Origin of the sequence: Mucilaginibacter sp., assembly GCF_036383575.1 — a bacterium.
Taxonomy (GTDB): domain Bacteria; phylum Bacteroidota; class Bacteroidia; order Sphingobacteriales; family Sphingobacteriaceae; genus Mucilaginibacter.
The window spans coordinates 1-20391 of the sequence record NZ_DASVOB010000733.1; the positions used below are offsets into that span (position 1 = coordinate 1).

Here is a 20391-nt window from a genome sequence, read left to right on the forward strand (position 1 = left end):
TTAAAAAAATCCGAAATCGAAATCTGAAATCATTCTAAATTATATTCCTTCAACTTCCTGTACAAAGTAGCCACACCGATATTCAACAGGTGTGCAGCTTCGGCACGGTTGCCGTGGGTATGGTTAAGCACCCGTTGAATATGCAGCTTTTCAACAGATGAAAGATCGAACGCCGAAATCGGCGCACCGCTTTTTACCTGTTGCTGCTGAACTTCATAAGGCAGCAGGCTTTCATCAAGCACATTACTATCTGTAAGGATCACAGCCCGTTCAACAATATTTTTAAGTTCGCGAATATTACCTGGCCATGGGTAGGCCTCCAGTTTTTCAACAAACTCATCACCCAAAACATTTACCTGCTTTTTTACTTTGAGGGCGAAGTGTTGCATAAAGTATTCGGCAAGTAGTTTGATATCTTTTTTACGCTCACGCAATGCAGGCAACGTGATCTGGAAAACAGAAAGACGGTAATACAGATCTGACCGGAAATGACCGTCGTTGATCTCATTTAGTAAATTACGGTTGGTAGCGGCCAGGATGCGTACATTAACCTGGGTAGGTTTGGTATCCCCTATTTTGATGAATTGCTGCGATTCAAGCACACGGAGCAATTTAGCTTGCAGATCGTGATCAAGTTCGCCTATCTCATCTAAAAATATGGTGCCGCTGTTGGCTTCTTCAAAAAGTCCTTTTTTATCTTTTACAGCCCCGGTAAATGACCCAGCTTTATGGCCGAACAGCTCGCTTTCCAGCAATTCTTTGGTGAACGCGCTGCAATTTACAGCCACAAATGATTTAGCGCTACGGTTACTGGCCTGGTGAATGGCTTCGGCAAAAATCTCCTTGCCTGTACCAGTTTCACCTAACAACAATACAGTAGTATCAGTAAGGGCCACCTTTTGAGCCAATTTGATCACATCGCTGATAGCTGTCGATTTGCCGATAAGCCTGTCGAAACCGAACTTATCATTTAGTTTGCTTTCCAGTTCAGCAACTTTTTGCTGCAGCAGGGCTTTATCCATGGCCTTGCTTACCAGCGGGATGATCTTTTCATTATCATCGCCTTTGGTAATATAATCAAATGCCCCGGCTTTAATAGCTTTTACACCATCGTTAATGGTACCGTAAGCGGTTAAAACAATAATCTCGGTATTAGGATAGTTTTTCTTGATGGTTTCAGAAAGGGTAATGCCATCAATATCGGGCAGCTTTACATCGCTTAGTACCACATGTATGGTATCCTGCTGTAATTTTTTAAGTCCCTCTTTGCCCGTACCTGCGGTAATTACTTCATGGCCTTCCAGTTGCAATATCCGCGCCAGCAGATTGCGGAGGCGTTCTTCATCATCGATAATTAATAGTTTGCCTTTCTGCACCGTTGATTTTCTTTTTGATTGCGTTGATTTCGTTGATTTTCCTTTTTTTTTTTTGTTATGATCAGGTTAGTGAAAATCCGATGTATGCGACAAAGATAAACCGTTGATGGGATGATTACGTTGATTGCATTGATTTTTTAAAAGTTTGACTAAAATGAGGCTAATCATCCCTGTAAAATCATTCTGCACCATTTAGGAATCAGCGAAATCAACGCAATCAAAAAGATCAACGGTCACCACCGTGCCCGCCTTGTAGCCCGCATCAGTTGCCTGTGACGTTTGGCATCATAGTAATCGCTGGTTACCAGGATGGCATGAATTACGCCGGGGATCCAGAAAAAGAGGGTTAAAAATATATTCAGTATAAATGCCCCTATCCTGCCGGTGGTAAGGATGGCAACAGGTGGCAGTAAAAAGCACAAAAAGTATCTCATGGTACAAATAGTTTTATTGTTAAGCTATCTGTTAGACCACCAGTAGTTTATTTTGTTACTGCTTTATTTCTTCGCCGAGATTGGGCGGTAACTCATCGACAAAAAACAGTGCTTTCAACTCTGTAGCATCATTAGGGTTCATTTTTCCGCCTAATATCAACCTTAACTGGCGACGGCGAAGTGCACCTTCATATAATGCCTGCTCTTTTTCTGTTTCGGGGATCAGCTCGGGCACGGCTGTTTTTTGCCCGTCTTTATCCAAAGCCACAAAAGTATAGTAAGCCTCGTTACTTTTCACTTTGGTGCCCGATGGGATATTTTGCGCCCAAACGTCCATCCTTACTTCTACCGAGGTAGTGAATGCACGCGTAACCTTTGCTTCAATGCTGATCACATCGCCCAATTTTATCGGTGCCTTAAACGATACATTATCCACCGATGCCGTAACCACTATCCTGTTGCAATGCTTTTGTGCCGAAATAGCGGCCGCAATATCCATCCAATGTAGCAACCGCCCTCCCATCAGGTTGTTTAAAGTGTTGGTATCATTGGGTAATACCAATTCGTTCATGATAGTGTACGATTCCTGCGGCGATTTTCCGGTCATATTGATAGAGTTTGGGGTAAAGATACGAAGCCCCCTCTAAATCTCCCCCTAAAGGGTGAGACTTTTGATTTGCCCCTCATTAGTTTGATTTTTAAAGCCCTCTCCCTTTAGGGGAGGGTTTGGGTGGGGCATCACCTCTTCGTCACCAACTCCCTGAAACCTACCAATTCATCCCATCGCGCAGCGGGTGGGCGGTAGTAGGTGAGCATTTGATACTCATTCTCCGTTTCAAAGTGACTGCCTTCAAAAGGAACGTCATCGGCTTTACCGGTTTTGGCATCTACCCAAACGTATTCATAATCATATACGCCCTGTTTTAACAACATGTTTACGGTATACCTCCCGTTATCAAGCGGGTGCAGTTTGTTGCTATCATCGAGCCGGTAGTTATTAAACTGGCCTACTACATATGGGGCTCCGTCTTTAGGATCTTTACTGGTTGATAAAGTGAAGTACACATGGGCATAATCAGCATCTGTGGCAGGAGTTGAACCATCATTATTCAGGATGTAAAACTTGCCATCATTATCGTATTGAAAAATGTAATCGGGCTGATCGCGCACCGGATCGCCTAACAGCACCACCACGTTTGTCGAATCTTTATAAATTTTAGCTACCCTTTGCGAATTGAGTTTCAGCGTACGCGTATCAAATAGCCGGAACTCGTTTCGTCCCGGGAAATCATTGATCGTTACATCATTATAGATCAACTGCGAACCACGGATATAAGTTGGCTGTCCGTTAAGCACCGCTGTTTCGGTACGGGCATTTTGCATGATAAAGGTGCGTAAGGCATACGCCGGGTTCTGCACAATCAAGCCCGAATAGTCAACTGTAAAATTGATCTTCTGATTGGTTTGGCGGGTAGCATTATTAGCCGAAGCCACCAGATCGGCAGCTATCGAAACGCGTTTGCCCAATACGTATAGCCTGCGGGTAAGCACCATTTTGTTTTGGTCCCCATCTTCATAAACCTTCAGCACATAATTGCCCGATATTTTGGGAGCGATATTATTGTTGGGCAATGAAATTTCGTAATGGGTATACTTTTGCATGGTACCCGTAGAGTAGTTGTAGTTGTACAGGCGGTCATCTGTAAAACTTTGCAGGTATTCGGCAGACGACAGGTTTGATGAGTTCCAGTTAGCATCGCAATGCTCAATGGTATAATAATAATTGCGGCTACCTCCCCTTAAGTCATCAAAAGCAAGCAATACTTTTTCGTCCGATCCTAAATTGATCACAGGGAAAGATCCCTGTTTGGCAGTATTATAAAACTCAACGCTTTTTATGGCCGGTGAGTAAACGTTGTTATTATAGGGAGATTGGGCGAAGGTATTTAACGACAGGAGGGTGAAAAGGATGATGTAAAGCTTTTTCATTTATATAAACCTGCTAATTCCGGTTAAACTACAAAACAAACGTCATTGCGAGGTACGAAGCAATCCCAAACTATACAGGGCGGATTTGCATAGCCGCTCCACTAATCGGGGATTGCTTCGTACCTCGCAATGACGGGTTAAAACGGGTGTCATGCTGAGCCTGTCGAAACACGGTGGGAAGGGCCTCTGCGCGCGACCCCTTCGACAAGCTCAGGGTGACAGGCCCTCTCCACCCAATAACAATTTCTTTATTTTACGATTCCAGCTCCAAAATTTGCTCCGCCAAAGCTTCCCACTTGTCCTGAACTTGTTTCAGTTCGGTTTGTTTGGCGCTGTAAGCGGCATTGGTTTGCTTTAGCTTGGCACCGTCGCTGTATATTTTTTCGTCGGCCAGTTGGGTTTCCAATTGCTTTACCTCTTTTTCAAGGTTGGCGATCTGTTCTTCCATTTTGGTCAGGTCCTGGTTCAGTTTTTTAAGCTGCTGATGTTTGTTTTCGCCTTGCGGCTGTTTAACAGGCTCCGGCTTTTTTTCTTCCTTTTTAGGCTGAGGTGCAGGTGCGGCAGCTTTTGGCTCTAATTTACGGTTGGCATACCACACATCAAATTCAGCATAGGTACCCGGATAAATTTTTATTTTCTGATCTTCAATAAACCAGATCTTGTTAGCAACATTATCCAGGAAATACCTATCGTGCGATACCACGATGAAAGTACCTTCGTACTGCTCCAATGCCTGGATCAGGATATTTACCGACTGCATATCCAGGTGGTTGGTGGGCTCATCCAGTACCAGGAAGTTAGCATCGGCAGTAAGCGCCTTCGCCAAAGCCACGCGCGATTTTTCACCACCCGATAGTACCTTGATCTTCTTGAACACATCATCACCGGTAAACAAAAACGAACCTAAAATGGTACGTAACTCGGTATCAGTATGTTTTGGAGCAAATGATTGCAGCTCTTGTAATATTTGGTTTTCGAGGTGTAAAGATTCTAACTGGTGCTGGGCGAAAAACGTAGTAGTTACGTTATGGCCGACAGTCACCTTACCGGTATAATCATTATCAGCCGAAGCAATGATACGCAGCAAGGTTGATTTACCTTTACCGTTGGCACCGATCAGGGCTATTTTATCACCTTTTTCAATTACAGCCTCGCCACCATTTAAAATGTCAATTGCAGGATATTTTTTAACGATATCCTCTAATGTGATCACATGCCTGCCCGATTGTTTGGAGAAACGGAAAGCGAAGTTAACTGAAGGATTATCATCATCAACGTCATCAATACGCTCCATTTTATCAAGCATTTTAATGCGTGATTGCGCCATTTTCGCCTTAGAAGCCTTGGCACGGAAACGCTCGATCAAGCGCTCTTCCTGTTTTATTTTTGATTGCTGGTTTTTAAACTCGCCGCGTTGAATTTCTTCACGTAATGCTTTTTCTTCGAGATAGAAAGTATAATTGCCCGCGTAAACAGTCAGCTTGCCCTTGCGCGATTCAACGGTACGGTTGATCACTTTATCCAGGAACCATCTATCGTGCGATACGATGATGATAGCACCGGTAAATGCTTTCAAATAATCTTCCAGCCACTGGATAGACGGTAAGTCCAAGTGGTTGGTAGGCTCATCCAGCAACAGGATATCAGGAGCTTGTAACAGGATCTTGGCCAGCATTACACGCATACGCCAACCGCCCGAAAATGTGCTCAGCTTACGTTTACAATCGTCATCGCTGAAACCCAGACCCGCTAAAATTTCGTGGGCCTTGTATTCAATATTATAACCGTCAAGCAGTTCAAACTCATGCTGCTTGTCGCTCAGTTTATTTAACAATTCTTCGCTATAATCCGTTTCCAGCTTTTTAAGCAGGTTCTCAATCTCATCGTGCAATTGGTTCTGGCGCTCAAAGGCTTCCATAGCTACGTGCACGATATTTTTATCAGACGAGTATGAAAGCAGATCCTGGTTAAGGTAACCCATGGTAAGGTCCTTAGCCATTGATATGGTTCCGGAAGTAGGCTTATAATCGCCTACAATAATTTTTAAGAGGGTTGTTTTACCAGTACCGTTGGCACCAATTAAACCAATTTTTTCACCGGGTTTAATATGCCAGTTGGCTTCATCATATAGGGCCCGCGCACCAATCTCGAACGTAAGGTTATTTATAGCAATCATTTACGCGCAAAGATACTGTTTTTGAGCTGAAAGCCGAAGGCTGAAAGCGGAAAGCACAGGAGAGCCCAAGGCTTAAAGCAAAAAGCCCAAAGCTTTTAATATCCGGTGAGTTAATTACACTTGGCATATTAAAAAAGCTTTGAGCTTTAAGCCTTCGGCTTTGAGCTCCTATAAAGCTCCCGTTGCTTTCAACCACGTTTGTGCCATGAGAGCTTCACCGGCTACACTTGGGTGTACGCCGTCAAGGTTCCAGTAAGTCGCGGGGGCTGTTTGTTCGGCTTTGTCAAATGCTGATTGGTAAGGCACAAATACGGCGTCGAACTCGGTGGCTATATCTTTGGCTGCTTTGCGGAAAGAATCAAATGTAGGGTACCATTTATCATCAACGGCTTTCACATTTTTCTCGGCAAAAGGCTCACAGATCACCAGTTTAATATCGGGCAAAGCTTGTTTGGTACGGGTTAGCAGTGCCCGATAGTCGGCAATATAAGTATCTATTGTGCCTTTGTAACCACCGGTAAGGGTATGCCAAAAGTCATTTACGCCTATGTGGATGCTCAGTACATTAGGTTTAAGAGCCAAACAATCAGTATCCCAGCGTTCGGCCAGTTGATATACTTTATTGCCACTGATGCCTTTATTGTAGATCTTCAATCCTTTATCGGCATGTTTAAGCAACAATTGAGACGCTGTAAGCAATGCATAACCCGAGCCTAATGCGCTGGTTGTATTTGGCTCGGTTTTGTTGTGGTCGCGTCCCCAGTCGGTAATGGAATCGCCTTGAAAAAGGACTACATCGCCCTCATTAAAAGTTATCCTTTTGGCTGGCCTTTCGGCAGCTAATGCCGATGATACAATTGACGGGATGCCTATGGTGGCAATGGTACCAAGTGCAGCGGTTTTTAAAAAATGGCGACGATAGTTTTGTTCGGTATCTTTCATTTGCGGATTATAGCTGGTATTTGCCGAAAATACTCATTTACCACAATTATTTGAACTTTGTTAGCTTTTGTATCAGGATTTGTAAAAGGAATATTACCTGCATACAAATACGAACTGCCGCTTAATCTGCCACGGGTTTGTAACCCGTGGTAACTATCATTTAAGCTTAAATGCGAAGCTGAAAGCTTCGACTATACTCAACCACAGGTTACGCTGTCGCTAAACCTGCGGTAGATGGAGATGGCACCTGCGTCAGTATTTTACTTGTCGGCCACAAAATTTATAGGCTTAGCCGGATCATAAGTAACATAAACACGTTTCCAGGGCTGGTCGTCAATCAAGCGCCATTTATGGGCTGTGCCTGTTGTGTCCTGGGCTATCAGGATCTCGCCAGGGTACAGTATAAATTTTTCACCGGGATAAGTTTCAAATTCAAGGGTACCCGTTATCGTGATCACATACTGATAGGTAGGGGCGTTATGGTAATCATAAAACGCATAAGGGGCCGATTCCTGGAACCTGATAGCCAGTGCCTCGTTAAGTGGGCCCATTTCAATCATGCCTTTTTCTATATGTGAATGGCCGTCTTCGCCGGTGTATAACCTGTAAGCTTTTATCATATGGGCTAAACTAACATTTAACAGTTAACACCATCTAATTACTGTGTAATTATTGCAAAACAGTTGCTTTACTCCGGGAGGATGTTCAATTTATTTAGTTTTTAATATTGTTGATCCATCGTAAAACTTACGCCGCTTTTAATGGTTCAATATATCATTATGTCTGTAGCTGCCTCCACCAAACGTTTCCAGTTTTTCCCCTACCTTATCAACCTGTTAATTGTATTGGCTATCGGACTTGTTGCATCACTGGTAACCAGACCTGAAATTGCCGGTTGGTATAGTACACTCCGCAAACCATCGTTTAATCCCCCGCCCTGGCTGTTTGCACCTGTATGGACGATGATTTATATCATGATAGCAACCTCGGCTTACTTGGTTTGGAAACACCGCAGCCGTAAGCCAGCCTACATTATTGCCCGTTCAGCGTATTTCGTTCAGCTTGTTTTAAACTTTTCATGGTCGATCATATTCTTCGGCATGCACCAAATTCCAGGGGCAATGGTTGTGATCATTTTGCTGTGGCTCAGCATTATCGTCACCATTTACTGGTTTAACAAATTTAACAGGGCCGCCGCATTGCTACTTGTTCCGTATTTATTATGGGTAAGCTTTGCCAGCGTACTAAACGCGAGTATTTATTTCCTTAACCGATAGCTCATAAAAAACACTATTTTTATTGCAGATAATTACAGCATCGATAAAGAGCTTTCTATCAAACCATGAAAAAACTTTTACTTATTATTTGCCTCGTTACTGCTGCGCACAGCTTTGCTTTTGCCGATAAAATTGCCATTAACCACTTTGTAATTAAAGAGAACCCGTTTGCGGTTGATGAGGTTGCTGTAGTTGCTACTGACACTGCCGGTGTGATACAGGAAAACGTGAACGGAATTTTCACTTTTGTAATGAACGGTTTTACCGAAGAACTTAAGTTTGATAAAGGCACAGCTTTTTACCGCCACAAACTGGATCGTTCAAGCTTCCTGTACGCCAAACATATGAACGATGCCGGCACACACGCCATACTATACTACATTTATAAGCACGATAGCAAGCTAAGCCCTTTCCACATCAGCTGGATATTGCTGATAGCCATCCCCCTGTTACTGGTATTGCTGGCTTATATGTTTAAAAGGTTTATCATTATAGCGGTAGTAATTTTCTGTATATTCCTCTATTTCAACTACCACAACGGCCTAAGTATCCCAACCTTTTTTGAAAGCATTATTGATGGGTTAAAGAATATATTTTAGAATGCGGTAAAAGGTAAAAGGTTAAAGGCGAAAGGTCAAAGGTTTTTAAGTGAGGTAAAGATGAAAGGCTTTAAAAGAAGAAGTCAAATATGCATGTTATCTACAAAAGCTACAGCTACCGTTTGCCTTTCACCTTTAGCCTTTTACCTAAAAAGACAACACCTTTAAAATCTTAAAAAGGTAACCCGATGCCAAAATTCAGCTGCATAAAGTTATAGCTTTCCCCATTGGCTGTTTCATAAGCCTTTTTGAATGAGCCTTTGCTGAATAACTCACCCGCATGGTTGATCAGCACCCACTGGTCTGCTCCACTAAATTGTGGATCTTTAAGTTTAAAGGCAGCATCGAGCCTAAAAACGAAGAAACTTAAGTCGAACCTTAACCCTGTGCCTATACCTACAGCCGTTGAACTTAAAAAGTTATTCAGCTTAAACTGTCCGTTGGGATTATCTGGCTCATCATGCAACCGCCATACGTTACCCGCATCAACAAAAAACGCTCCTTTAAGCTTAGCACCAAAAAAGTTATTTGCCAGCAGGTACCGGTACTCAGCATTGGTTATAAATTTGATCTCACCAAACTGATCAAGATATTTCAACCGTGCTCGGTTGTTAACATCGGTACCGTAATAAGTACCACGGTTAAACTGACCAGGCCCCAGTGTACGCGGCAACCAGGCCCTCAGATCATTGGCGCCTCCAGCGTAAAAGTTCTTTTCAAAAATAAGCTGGTTACTGTTACCATAAGGGATACCTATCCCTGGGTTTATGCGAAACACAAACTGCTTTTCCCCGCCTAAACTGCGGTAAAAGCGGGTATCCAGCTCAACTTTGGTATACTGAGCAAAAGTATATCCGAAAAGCTTGTGTTGCCCCAGGGTATCTTTAGGGGCGTTTGTGAGGTTACTTACCAGATTTAGAAAGTTCCCCCCAATATCCAAACTGCCACGGAAATAGGTGAAATTTTCATAACTATTAAGCTTTATAGCATTAACCTGATATGTGTATTGACTCCCGGATGTAAAAACAGTGCGCCCGATAAGATAAACATATGAATACCTGTTTTGAGCAAGTAGTGCGGACCTTGCAGCCGGATCAATTACGCCTCTGGAAAATTCGATATTAATAGGCGTAATGGTATGTGATTTATATGGCGTATCAAAAAAGTCGTACGTAATGGAATTGATAAAACTTTCGCGTTTAACCAGGTCCTTCTGAAAAAACAACGAGTAATTTGACGAGAAGGTAGTATGCGGAACCGCGAATTTACCGAGGAAAGGGAACTTAAACGGAAGTAAAAGACGCGGATACGTGAGCTGTGCGCCTACCCTAAACTCCTGGTTTTGAATAATACTATGGTCATTACCTACATTGTTGCCATTATCAAAAAGAATACTCCAGTTAACTTTTAACTGCAATATAGCGGCCTGTTTAAATAAGTTCCTGTCGGTAAAAGTATTACCAACGTTATAGCCAAAACGCCCACCGCTAAAAAGCACCTCGCCTTCCACACGGTCGCTCATGCGTTTAAGCGGTACGATATCTATCCTGGTGTTGAGCCTATTGGAGCTGTCCTTTAGTTTTTCATAAACCGGGTTGGGCACATTTCTGAAAACGTTTAACTCCGATAAACGCGTGGTAGTCCGCGTTTGCTTGTCAATATCATAGATCTCCCCTTTTTTCTGAAAAACATAATCAGTTACCACCCTTGGCTGAAACCTTTTTGAGTAATCAACAAACCTGAACTGCGAATCAACCTGTATCGTATCCACCTTACCGGTAGTACGTCCCTGGCTATTTGATATCGTAATTAATGTATTGTTGATGGTATAAACCGGATGCTGTGTTTTACCAGCCGGATTATCAATGATCATTTTTACATCAACAACACTGCTGTTAAAAGTTGAATCATAAGTAAAGTTGATGTACTGCCTGTAAAAATCGTAATAGCCATTATGCTTCATCAGCAAATAAAGCTGGTCGCGGTCGTAAGCTAAGCTATCGGTATCAAACCGGCCACCGGGTTGTATATGCGAGATCCTGTTGCGGTTACCATTATACAATCCTTTGATATTATTATCGGCAATACTATCTGTAAACTTGCGGATGCGGAACATTGGCCCTTCATTGGCTGTAAAAACCAGTTCGGCCTTTTGCTTTTTTATCACCACACTATCGGCAACCTTCCCTTTAAGATAACCACGGCTGCGAATGTATTTTTCCATCTGCAGGCGTGAGTATTCAATCAGGTTGCTATCCACAACAACAGGAGCTTCGCCTATATTTTTTTTTCCTTTATTGCTAAAAGTATAGTACAGCTGCAAATTGAGCCAGTTATTGGGTTGCTGCTCCTTATCTACATAATTTATAGCTGTTTCCGCAAATTCTTCGTCGATACCTTTTATGGTGATTTTGCGCACCAGTGCCTGATCTTTACGGATGCCACGGGTAATACTGCAGCCCGAGCCGATAATAATCAGCAAAATACTTAATATTGTAAGGCGGTAAACAGCAGGTTTAGTATATGCTTTCAAAATCACAGATCAGTTTATTAAGGTCCTTACAACATAAAAAATTCCGTAAAGAGTATGGTTTGTTTTTGGTTGAAGGCCACAAATCAGTTATTGAGTTTGTAAACGCTGCATACCAGGTTGATACCATATACCATACCCCAGAAATTGCCCCAAAAATGATGAATTTATCCCGAAAAATAAATTTTCAGGAAATTTCATTGACCGATCTGGAAAAGATCAGCAGTTTGAAAACCCCGCAAGAGGTAATTGGTTTGGTTAAAATACCAAAATGGCCGCAGTTAAATTACAATTTACTAAAAAACAGGTTTTCGCTGGTGCTTGATGGCGTACAGGACCCCGGCAATATGGGCACCATTATCCGCACGGCCGACTGGTTTGGCGTTACCGATATTATTTGCTCAGACGATACCGTTGATGTGTATAACCCCAAAGTGGTACAGGCCACCATGGGCTCATTAGCAAGAGTAAATGTACATTACGGCGACTTAATAGATATTCTACCCGAAATAAAGCTCCCTTTATTTGGTGCGATGCTGGATGGCGAAAATATTTACAGTACTAATTTCGGTAATGAGGGCTTATTGGCGATGGGCAATGAGGGAAATGGCTTGCGCCCTGAAATACAGGCATTAATAAATAAAAAAGTAACCATCCCCCGCATAGGCCACGCCGAATCATTGAACGTAGCCATAGCCACGGGCATACTTTGTTCAGAAATAAAGCGAAATTCGTTCAAATAAATTTGTTCGCTAAAAATAATTGCTATCTTTGCAGTCCTTAAAAAAGGGTCGGATGGCCGAGTGGCTAGGCAGAGGTCTGCAAAACCTTTTACAGCGGTTCGAATCCGCTTCCGACCTCAGGGTTAAAAAAATTTAAAATAAAAGACAATGGGCGTTACTCGTTTAAAAAGAAAAGACAGGAGAAATAAAACTTTTTCACGCTTAGAAGTTCAGTTCTTGAAACTGGCTACTAACCTTGAATACGGAAGCCGTTCTGCTGAGTCAAAACACAGCCAGATAGCTAAAAACAATGCAGCTTTAGATATCGCATTAGGCAAATAATTCTCTCCTTCTTCGGAAGAAAAAACTTAAAGTCCTGCCGGTTTCCGGTGGGACTTTTTTTGTTGCTGAACCTTGATTTTTAGGATTAAAGGATGGCCTTGATAGTCCTCCTCCCCGCAACCGTGTCCTCACGGTTGCACTCATGCAGGGATGGGATATACTTTATATGGGTATGGACAAACATTGGCGTTTCCGTGAGGACACGGAAACAGAGGAGCGAAAAGAAAAATCCTGACAATCCCTAAATCCTAAAAATCAAGGTTCAAAATCTCCTTATTGATCCTTCCAATCAGCCCCGGCCCTTCATAAATAAAACCTGTATATAGCTGTACCAATGAAGCGCCGGCGTTCAGTTTCTCCATAGCATCTTCGGCAGAGTGAATCCCTCCTACTCCGATAATAGGAAATGAACCGTTTGATTTTTTATGCAGATAAGCTATTACTTCGGTTGAGCGTTTGGTAAGTGGCTTGCCGCTCAATCCGCCGGTTTCTTCTTTTAATGGCGATGATAAATTTTCCCTGCTGATAGTTGTATTGGTGGCAATTAGCCCGGCAATACCTGTTTGCTGTACAATATCTACAATATCATCCAGTTGTGAATCGGTAAGATCAGGTGCTATCTTTAGCAGGATGGGCCTGCTGATCCCGTTCTTATTATTGCGCTGTTGCAGCGTGTTCAGAATTTCCATCAAAGGCCCTTTTTCCTGTAGCGCGCGCAATCCCGGGGTATTTGGCGAACTTACGTTCACCACAAAATAATCAACCACATCAAACAGACGGTCAAAACATTTGATATAATCGCTTACAGCATCTTCATTAGGGGTAACTTTATTTTTACCAATGTTCCCTCCAATGATCAGGCCTTTGTTGGCATTCCTTGGATCGCGCCTGAAAGCAGCAATCCGTTCGGCAGCGATATCCACACCAAAATTATTAAAACCCATACGGTTAATCAGCGCGCTATCTGCCGGCAGGCGAAACATACGCGGCTTATCATTTCCTGGTTGAGGTAATGGGGTAACGGTACCTATCTCAACAAAACCAAAACCAAGGTTGGCCATTTCGCCCATCATCTCGGCATTTTTATCAAAACCCGCGGCCAGGCCAACCGGGTTCCTGAATTTAAGGCCGAAAACTTCACGCTCAAGTTTTGGATTCTTTACATCCCACAGAGCCTTACTTAGCGATGTACCGCCCGGAAAACGGTTAAAACGTTTCAGGTTGTGGGTAACAAAGTAATGCACATTTTCGGGATCGAACTTAAACAGGATGGGTTTTATGAGCTGGTACATGGCGCGAAGTTAGCACATTTTTGCGATGGTGAATAACGTAAGATACATGACCAGCACGGCATTCTGTATATCACTTTTACCTTCCGCTGCATCAACTCACCCCGGCTACGCTGCGCTGGCCGCCCCCTCTTCGCCTTTGGCAAAGAGGTAAGGAAAAACTAAGGATAAAATCCCGTCTTTACGCTTGCGTTGAAAGGGCTGTCGGGCGAAGCCTCTACGTGGTGAATAAACTCTGCATTAATCTTAAAACAATCCATTAACAGTCCGGTTAATTCCCTAAATTCATCTCAAAAAACCATCGCTATGAAATTGTTTAACCGCGCTTTTATATTATTTTTAGTGTGTTTGTTCCAGTACAGTTTAGTTAACGCGCAATCCTCACCTATGAATAAAACTCCTGCGACCGACCCAATACTGCAAAACAACCGGATCAAAATTGATTCAATCGATAAAAAGCTCATCGCCCTGCTCGGCGAACGTGAACGGGTGGTAAAAGAAATAGGCATCTATAAAGCAAAAAACAATATCCCCGCCCTCCAGGCAGATCGCTTTAAACAGGTTTTAGAGAAAACGATCGAGGCCGGAAAGCAGGAAGGGCTCTCTGCCACATTCATCACCGAGCTCATGAACGCCATCCACAAAGAAAGCTTGCGTATTGAGGAAGAAATTAAGGCTCAGAAACAGTAGCCGGTGTAAAAAATACACTATAATTTTCAATGCATTTTAGCGCATCAAATTTCCGCAAACCCATAGAGCTAAATCAGATTTAAGTAATTAATAATCAAAAAATTAAAAATAAAAAATCATTGGTATTAATGCGTATCATTTTGCTTAAAAGCAGTGATCGTTACGATAATTTATATTAGGCTTTTTGCTTTTTTCTAATTAAGTTTAATAAATTTGAAACTCCGGTTAGCCACAGTCCAGGCTCGTAACCAAACCGGCAAGCCTATTTAATTAAACTCATGCAAAAAAAGTATTTAATTGCCTGTTTCATAGCAGGCGGATTATTAAAGGCTGGCTTTGTCAGCGCCCAGGGTAAAGCGCCGTATTCGGCGGCAGGTAAATCTGTAAAAGTGATCGTATCTGAGCAAAATGCCGGATACAAATTTAAAGAAACCGAAACCCTGAAGTTTGCCGACAAACCACAACCTGCCGAAACAGAAGTAGCGGTATTTATTGATCCGGCAAAAACGTTCCAAACCATGGTTGGTATTGGAGGCGCCCTAACCGATGCCTCGGCCGAAACCTTTGCCAAACTACCTAAGGATAAGCAAAAAGAATTTTTAACCGCTTACTATGATAAGGCCAAGGGTATTGGTTACTCTTTTGGCCGTACCAACATTCAAAGCTGTGATTTTTCGAGTGACAGCTACAGCTACGTAAAAAGTGGCGACAAGGAATTAAAAACTTTCGACATCAGTCATGATAAAACCTACCGCATCCCTTTTATTAAAGCGGCTACAGCTGCGGCAGGCGGCAAATTAACCTTGTTTGCATCGCCATGGAGTCCCCCTGCTTTCATGAAAGATAATAATGATGTGTTGCACGGCGGTAAGCTTAAAAAAGAGTTTGACCAAAGCTGGGCCAACTTCTACGTAAAATTTGTTCGTGCTTATGAAAAGGAAGGGATCCCTATCTGGGGCCTTTCGGTACAGAACGAACCAATGGCCAAACAAACATGGGAGTCATGTATGTACACCGCCGAAGAAGAGCGTGATTTTGTAAAAAACTTTTTAGGCCCAACCTTACAAAAACAAGGCCTGGCAAGCAAAAAACTGATAGTTTGGGACCACAACCGCGATTTGCTTTACCAACGCGCCAGCACTATACTGGAAGACCCTGCCGCAGCCAAATACATCTGGGGTATTGGTTTCCACTGGTATGAAACATGGACAGGCGCCGGTCAAAATTTTGAAGCTACCCGCCGTACCCATGAAGCATTCCCGGGCAAAAACCTGGTATTTACTGAAGGCTGTATAGAAAAGTTTGATTTTAATAAGATCAATGATTGGTCATTGGGAGAACGTTACGGTTTATCAATGATCAATGACTTTAACGCCGGTACCGTAGCCTGGACCGACTGGAACGTATTACTTGATGAAAAAGGCGGACCAAACCACGTTGGTAATTTCTGCTTTGCACCGGTACATGCCGACCTGCGTAACGGAAACCTGATCTATACCAGCTCATACTACTACATCGGTCATTTCTCCAAATACATTCACCCGGGTGCAAAACGCATCAGCGCGGTAGCCAGCAGGGATAAACTATTAACAACAGCCTATCAAAACCCCGACGGCTCAATTGCCGTAGTGGTAATGAATAAAACCGACGAAAAAATAGATTACAGCCTTTGGATAAAAGGAAAAGCGGCCGGCACTACTGCCCTGCCGCATTCAATTGCTACACTTATTGTGAAGTAATTTTTATAAAAACCTTTAGTTAATCAATCAACTAAATCTCTGGTATGGTGGGTCATTTATGATCCACCATTATCATTACCGGGAAATGGTCGCTTGGCTCCTTAGCCTCATATTTGTCCGAGCCTTTAGCTTTAGTCCGGTAAGTATCAGTCAATATCCCGTACCTTTTTACCGTAAAATCTTTCGTTACAAAAATATGGTCGATGCGGCCGGTGGTTTTACCATTAGCGTCAAAATCATTGAAAGTACCGTTGGTAGCATATTTTATGGGCGATAGCTCGTAGCTATCTTTTAACACGCCCGAATTGTTGATCACCGCGTAACTGTCAGATGTTTGATCAACGTTAAAATCGCCTGATAAAACAGTAGGAGAATTGCCGCCCATCTCTTTTACTTTTTTCAATACCAGTTTAGCACTTTCACGGCGGGCAACAACACCTATATGATCCATGTGCAGGTTAAAATAATAAAACTTGTACCCGGTTTTTATCTCCTGGAAATATCCCCATGAGCAAATCCTCGGCAAAGCAGCATCCCAGCCTTTATTTGGCTTGTCGGTGATCGGGGCCATCCAGAAATCGCCATGTTTCAGCAGTTTAAATTTATCCTTTTTGTAAAAGATGGCCGAAAACTCACCGGCAGTTTTACCGTCATCCCGGCCTATACCGGTGTAGGCATACTGGGGCATAGCCTGTTTTAAACCGTTAAGCTGGTGCACCAGCCCTTCCTGCGTGCCAAAGATATCCCAGTCGTGAAACCTGATGAGCTGCGTTATCACCGGCAGGCGCTGTTTCCAGCCATTACCCCGCACCGAATCATCATTGGTACTGTTGTCGTTACGTAAATTGTAGGTTGCAATAGTAAGCTGATGCTGGGCGTAGCTTGCTGATACCGATAGCATAGCTATCAGCAATAAAGAAAATATTTTTTTCATAAGTAGAAATTTAGGCAAAGTTGTCCCTTGTAGATGAACAAAAATAAGGGTAAATGTTAAATAATGGGTTTTTAACCCGGGCTCTGATCCTACCCAAACACCACCGTTTTGTTCTTATGCACAAATACCCGGTCTTCAAAAACAAGTTTCAGAGCCTTGGCCAGCACAGCGGTTTCTACTTCCTGACCGGCCTTTACCATATCTGTCCAGCTGTAGGAGTGGTTTACCGGAACAATCTGCTGGGCAATGATCGGGCCTTCGTCCAGTTCATTTGATACATAGTGTGCTGTGGCACCTATCAGTTTTACACCGCGCTCAAATGCCTGTTTATAAGGGTTGGCACCTATGAAAGCCGGTAAAAACGAGTGATGGATATTAATGATCTTCATCGGAAATTCGGCTACAAACCTGGGCGATAGGATCCGCATAAATTTAGCCAATACCACATAATCTGGCGTATACTGTTTAATGGCAGCAATTACCTGTTCCTCAAATTGCGCTTTATCTACCTCCTTATGGCTCACATGATAAAAAGGGATATCAAAGCGCTCGCAGATGTTCTGTAGTTTAGCATGATTGGCTATAACACATTGTACGCTTGCCCCGAGGGTATTAAAATGATTACGGATCAGGATATCACTCAAGCAATGATACTCTTTAGTGGCCAGTACAACCACTTTTTTTACCGGCTCCGGATTTACAGCGATGTAGGCTCCTTCGGGTAATATTTTTCGTAATGAATCTTCAAGACCGGTATCGTCGCCATCCTCAATTTCCAGGCGCGTAAAAAACACATTTTCGTTATGATCAACATGCTCACGCATGGAAACTATATTAAGCAGGTGTTTGGCTAATGTTGCAGATATGGCCGCCACAAGGCCCACCTTGTCTTTACACTGTATTACAATAATCATGCTTTAATGATACAAAGAATTTTACTGAATATGCAACAAGCATCTCCTTTAAATTATTTACAACATATTGTAGCAAAGCAATGTGCTGTACCGTAAGGGATTTTATAAACCCACAATTATGAAAAATCTCCTGCTGACAGTATCTGCAATTTTATTATGTGTTATAACCGCCTGCAATAAAGGCAACCTTCCCGGACCGGGCAGTACCAGTATAATTGGCAAATGGCGCTGGGTGAAATCAGTTGGCGGCATTGGCGGCTTTACTATTACACCGCAAAGTAGCGGTTACTCCATCCGTAATGAATTTCATGCAGACAGCAGTTTTAAAAGGTTCAAAAATGATACGCTGCAGATCAGCGGTAATTTCCGTACTATCAAGGATTATAAATACAGTCCCACCCAAACGGTTGATATATTATCGATATCCGGCCCCGCACTTGATACACACCCGGTTTCTTATCTTATCAGGAACGATACCCTTTACCTGACCGATATTTACATAGCCGATGGGTATAATGACGTATATGTAAGGATGAAATAAGGCGTTCCTACTTACCCCTGCATCGTGGGTGCCTATATCAATACATAGTCCCCTTTTCACGATATTTCTCACAACATATTGCAAAACACAGACTTACGAAGTTTTAAAAACTTCGTAAGTCTCCGCTTGCTTTGCCATACGTTTCCACAATCCAATAAATTATTTGAAAGGGTGTCATGCTGAGCCTGTCGAAGCATGGTGGGCGGGCCTCCGCGCGCGAGTCTTCGACAGGCACAGACTGACCGGCCCTCTTTTGTCATTTCACCCTCAGAGTATATTATATTTAATTGCTCGACATGATAAAATGCTTTAATCATTTATTATTGTGCCCAACCTTCATCATATCCCGTACTGCTCTCGCTAACGAAACCTTCTCATCAGCATCAAGCTCCTTTTTCTTTTCGCCATCGTTAAACTGATAGCTGATGCGACCATTATAATCACTTTCGGCAATTATTTCAAAATCGTCGTTTTTGTATTTTACCTTTCCATTGGGCGAGATGCGGCTGATACCCGAACTGTCGGCAGTAAAATATACGTGCCCCCAGTATTCAATTCGCCTTTCTTTGCCATTGCCATTCTCCACAATAACAGTATGCCTTCCGCCTATATGGCAGGCATCTAACAGGGCTATCACACCTATGACAACCAATACGTAACCTAATTTTTTCATGTTGTTATTTTAATGATGATTTATTTTAATTGATGTTCCTCTTTGCTATCAAGTAATTTTATAAAACAGCTGCCCAGCGATACAAACCAAACCGACCAGCCCAAATGAGCAAACCTTTGAATAAGCCCTGTATAATTGTTTTGAATAGTGCCCGAAGGAATGAAACGCAGAAAGATGAGCAGCATAATACAGAGGCTCAACAGAGATAATTTTCTGATCTGCTTAAAATCCTCTCCCCGCCACAAAATGAAGGATAGGAGCGCCCCTATATACAGCAGCAAAAACACCGGCCCCGAAGCCGAATGCAGCGGATTGCCGGAATGAAATATCGCCGCCCAGCCAAACATAATGGGAAAACCTATCACCCCAAACACCGGCAGGATATTTAGCTTTAACTTACTGCATGCTATGAACAAACCCGCCATAAAAAACACGCTTAGTACAGTATCAAGCAGTGTGAATGTTTCCATCAACGTTTCGGATTTGGTGCCGATTGCACCTAACTCGCTGATGGTATTGCTGATATGATTGTAATTACCATGCACAAAACCACAAACAATAGTTGAAAGCCAAAATATGATGGGTATGATGATACCCGTATATAGCAGTGTTTTAGTGTCCATTTTTAACAAAGCTTAAATTGTTGTTCTTTCAATTAAAACAAAGTTAATATTAAACATGGTACTATACAATACATAGTACTATAATTTTTATTTTATTTTTAGAGACCATCGACACGCATGAAAAAAATCCACGAAAAAACAATATGTACCTACATACATACAAATAAAAATCCCTAAATTTGAATAAAACCTTTTACTGGTTAACCAATTTTCAACATGGATTTTTTAAAAGCGATTTACGATCACATTACAGGGTTCTTCGGGCTCGGCGGGCTATATGACATTATCAAATCGGGCAATTATGGGAAACTGCTCACCTATGATGGTATTACGGCCTTATTAGGCCCTATGCTGCCTGTGCTCCTGATATTCGAGATCATCAGGGGGGCCTTTTATAAAAAATTTAAGGTAATTCATTATAAAACCTCTTTTTGGGCATACGTGCTAAATGCTTACATAGGTAGTGTGATTTCTATAGCGATGGTAGCATTCTGTATCGGCTTCTTTTCGAGGTTTGCTATTTTTAAAACAACCTTTACCTGGTACTGGTTCATTTACGGCTATATAGTTTGGGAGTTTGCGCACTTTTGGTATCATTATC

21 protein-coding genes and 1 tRNA gene are annotated in these 20391 nt (G+C 42.5%); 9 read left to right on the forward strand and 13 right to left on the reverse strand.

What is annotated here, in order from left to right; all coding sequences use genetic code 11:
- Nucleotides 1-29: 29 nt before the first annotated feature.
- The 7 genes from VF500_RS26320 to VF500_RS26350 all read right to left on the reverse strand — a co-directional run bounded on the left by VF500_RS26320 (nucleotide 30) and on the right by VF500_RS26350 (nucleotide 7537).
- Nucleotides 30-1376, reverse strand: a complete 1347-nt coding sequence (locus VF500_RS26320; RefSeq protein ID WP_330862516.1) for a sigma-54 dependent transcriptional regulator — start codon at nucleotides 1374-1376, stop codon at nucleotides 30-32.
- A gap of 233 nt (nucleotides 1377-1609) precedes the next feature.
- On the reverse strand, nucleotides 1610-1810 hold the full coding sequence (locus VF500_RS31830; protein WP_110586577.1) for a YqaE/Pmp3 family membrane protein: 201 nt from the start codon (nucleotides 1808-1810) through the stop codon (nucleotides 1610-1612).
- Between the two features lie 55 nt (nucleotides 1811-1865).
- Nucleotides 1866-2417 carry an acyl-CoA thioesterase gene (locus VF500_RS26330; protein WP_330862517.1) on the reverse strand — a complete coding sequence of 184 codons (552 nt, stop codon included), beginning with the start codon at nucleotides 2415-2417 and terminating at the stop codon, nucleotides 1866-1868.
- A 131-nt stretch (nucleotides 2418-2548) separates the two neighbouring features.
- Entirely contained in the window at nucleotides 2549-3799 is a 1251-nt protein-coding gene (locus VF500_RS26335; RefSeq protein ID WP_330862518.1) for a DUF5103 domain-containing protein, read from the reverse strand.
- A 253-nt stretch (nucleotides 3800-4052) separates the two neighbouring features.
- Complete coding sequence (abc-f, locus tag VF500_RS26340; protein WP_330862519.1) at nucleotides 4053-5975, reverse strand: ribosomal protection-like ABC-F family protein; 1923 nt, start codon at nucleotides 5973-5975, stop codon at nucleotides 4053-4055.
- 168 nt (nucleotides 5976-6143) lie between these two features.
- A complete protein-coding gene (locus VF500_RS26345) occupies nucleotides 6144-6917 on the reverse strand; it encodes an SGNH/GDSL hydrolase family protein (protein WP_330862520.1) in 774 nt (257 codons plus the stop codon).
- A gap of 260 nt (nucleotides 6918-7177) precedes the next feature.
- A complete protein-coding gene (locus VF500_RS26350; RefSeq protein WP_330862521.1) occupies nucleotides 7178-7537 on the reverse strand; it encodes a hypothetical protein in 360 nt (119 codons plus the stop codon).
- 159 nt (nucleotides 7538-7696) lie between these two features.
- Here VF500_RS26350 and VF500_RS26355 point away from each other — a divergent pair, with 159 nt between their 5' ends.
- On the forward strand, nucleotides 7697-8194 hold the full coding sequence (locus VF500_RS26355; RefSeq protein WP_330862522.1) for a TspO/MBR family protein: 498 nt from the start codon (nucleotides 7697-7699) through the stop codon (nucleotides 8192-8194).
- A gap of 65 nt (nucleotides 8195-8259) precedes the next feature.
- Nucleotides 8260-8793, forward strand: a complete 534-nt coding sequence (locus VF500_RS26360) for a hypothetical protein (RefSeq protein WP_330862523.1) — start codon at nucleotides 8260-8262, stop codon at nucleotides 8791-8793.
- A 172-nt stretch (nucleotides 8794-8965) separates the two neighbouring features.
- Here VF500_RS26360 and VF500_RS26365 read toward each other — a convergent pair whose 3' ends face one another.
- Nucleotides 8966-11326, reverse strand: a complete 2361-nt coding sequence (locus tag VF500_RS26365; protein ID WP_330862524.1) for a BamA/TamA family outer membrane protein — start codon at nucleotides 11324-11326, stop codon at nucleotides 8966-8968.
- On the opposite strand from VF500_RS26365, the gene VF500_RS26370 reads away from it, so the two are divergent.
- The 3 genes from VF500_RS26370 to VF500_RS26380 all read left to right on the forward strand — a co-directional run bounded on the left by VF500_RS26370 (nucleotide 11317) and on the right by VF500_RS26380 (nucleotide 12387).
- Nucleotides 11317-12066: an RNA methyltransferase gene (locus VF500_RS26370; RefSeq protein WP_330862525.1), complete on the forward strand. Its 750-nt coding sequence runs from the start codon at nucleotides 11317-11319 to the stop codon at nucleotides 12064-12066. The genes VF500_RS26365 and VF500_RS26370 overlap by 10 nt on opposite strands.
- A 46-nt stretch (nucleotides 12067-12112) precedes the next feature.
- Nucleotides 12113-12183, forward strand: a tRNA-Cys gene (locus tag VF500_RS26375).
- 30 nt (nucleotides 12184-12213) lie between these two features.
- Nucleotides 12214-12387, forward strand: a complete 174-nt coding sequence (locus tag VF500_RS26380) for a spore protein (RefSeq protein ID WP_090527770.1) — start codon at nucleotides 12214-12216, stop codon at nucleotides 12385-12387.
- 248 nt (nucleotides 12388-12635) lie between these two features.
- Here the strand turns inward: VF500_RS26380 and VF500_RS26385 are convergent, their stop codons facing one another.
- Nucleotides 12636-13679 carry a quinone-dependent dihydroorotate dehydrogenase gene (locus VF500_RS26385; protein ID WP_330862526.1) on the reverse strand — a complete coding sequence of 348 codons (1044 nt, stop codon included), beginning with the start codon at nucleotides 13677-13679 and terminating at the stop codon, nucleotides 12636-12638.
- Nucleotides 13680-13982: 303 nt separating this feature from the next.
- On the opposite strand from VF500_RS26385, the gene VF500_RS26390 reads away from it, so the two are divergent.
- On the forward strand, nucleotides 13983-14366 hold the full coding sequence (locus tag VF500_RS26390) for a chorismate mutase (RefSeq protein ID WP_330862527.1): 384 nt from the start codon (nucleotides 13983-13985) through the stop codon (nucleotides 14364-14366).
- A gap of 278 nt (nucleotides 14367-14644) precedes the next feature.
- Nucleotides 14645-16105: a glycoside hydrolase family 30 protein gene (locus tag VF500_RS26395; RefSeq protein ID WP_330862528.1), complete on the forward strand. Its 1461-nt coding sequence runs from the start codon at nucleotides 14645-14647 to the stop codon at nucleotides 16103-16105.
- A 52-nt stretch (nucleotides 16106-16157) separates the two neighbouring features.
- Here the strand turns inward: VF500_RS26395 and VF500_RS26400 are convergent, their stop codons facing one another.
- Both VF500_RS26400 and purU read right to left on the reverse strand, forming a co-directional pair.
- Nucleotides 16158-17039, reverse strand: coding sequence for an endonuclease/exonuclease/phosphatase family protein (locus VF500_RS26400; protein ID WP_330862529.1), 882 nt, complete (start codon nucleotides 17037-17039; stop codon nucleotides 16158-16160).
- Between the two features lie 89 nt (nucleotides 17040-17128).
- Nucleotides 17129-17953 (reverse strand): formyltetrahydrofolate deformylase, encoded by an 825-nt coding sequence (gene purU / locus VF500_RS26405; RefSeq protein ID WP_330862530.1) that lies wholly within the window; start codon nucleotides 17951-17953, stop codon nucleotides 17129-17131.
- A gap of 118 nt (nucleotides 17954-18071) precedes the next feature.
- On the opposite strand from purU, the gene VF500_RS26410 reads away from it, so the two are divergent.
- Complete coding sequence (locus VF500_RS26410; protein WP_330862531.1) at nucleotides 18072-18494, forward strand: hypothetical protein; 423 nt, start codon at nucleotides 18072-18074, stop codon at nucleotides 18492-18494.
- Between the two features lie 313 nt (nucleotides 18495-18807).
- Here the strand turns inward: VF500_RS26410 and VF500_RS26415 are convergent, their stop codons facing one another.
- Together VF500_RS26415 and VF500_RS26420 are read right to left on the reverse strand one after the other, a co-directional pair.
- Nucleotides 18808-19167: a hypothetical protein gene (locus VF500_RS26415; protein WP_330862532.1), complete on the reverse strand. Its 360-nt coding sequence runs from the start codon at nucleotides 19165-19167 to the stop codon at nucleotides 18808-18810.
- A gap of 20 nt (nucleotides 19168-19187) precedes the next feature.
- A complete protein-coding gene (locus VF500_RS26420; protein WP_330862533.1) occupies nucleotides 19188-19790 on the reverse strand; it encodes a DUF998 domain-containing protein in 603 nt (200 codons plus the stop codon).
- A 216-nt stretch (nucleotides 19791-20006) separates the two neighbouring features.
- Between VF500_RS26420 and VF500_RS26425 the strand changes: the two genes are divergently transcribed.
- The coding region (locus tag VF500_RS26425; protein ID WP_330862534.1) for a hypothetical protein at nucleotides 20007-20391 on the forward strand (385 nt) is incomplete at its 3' end.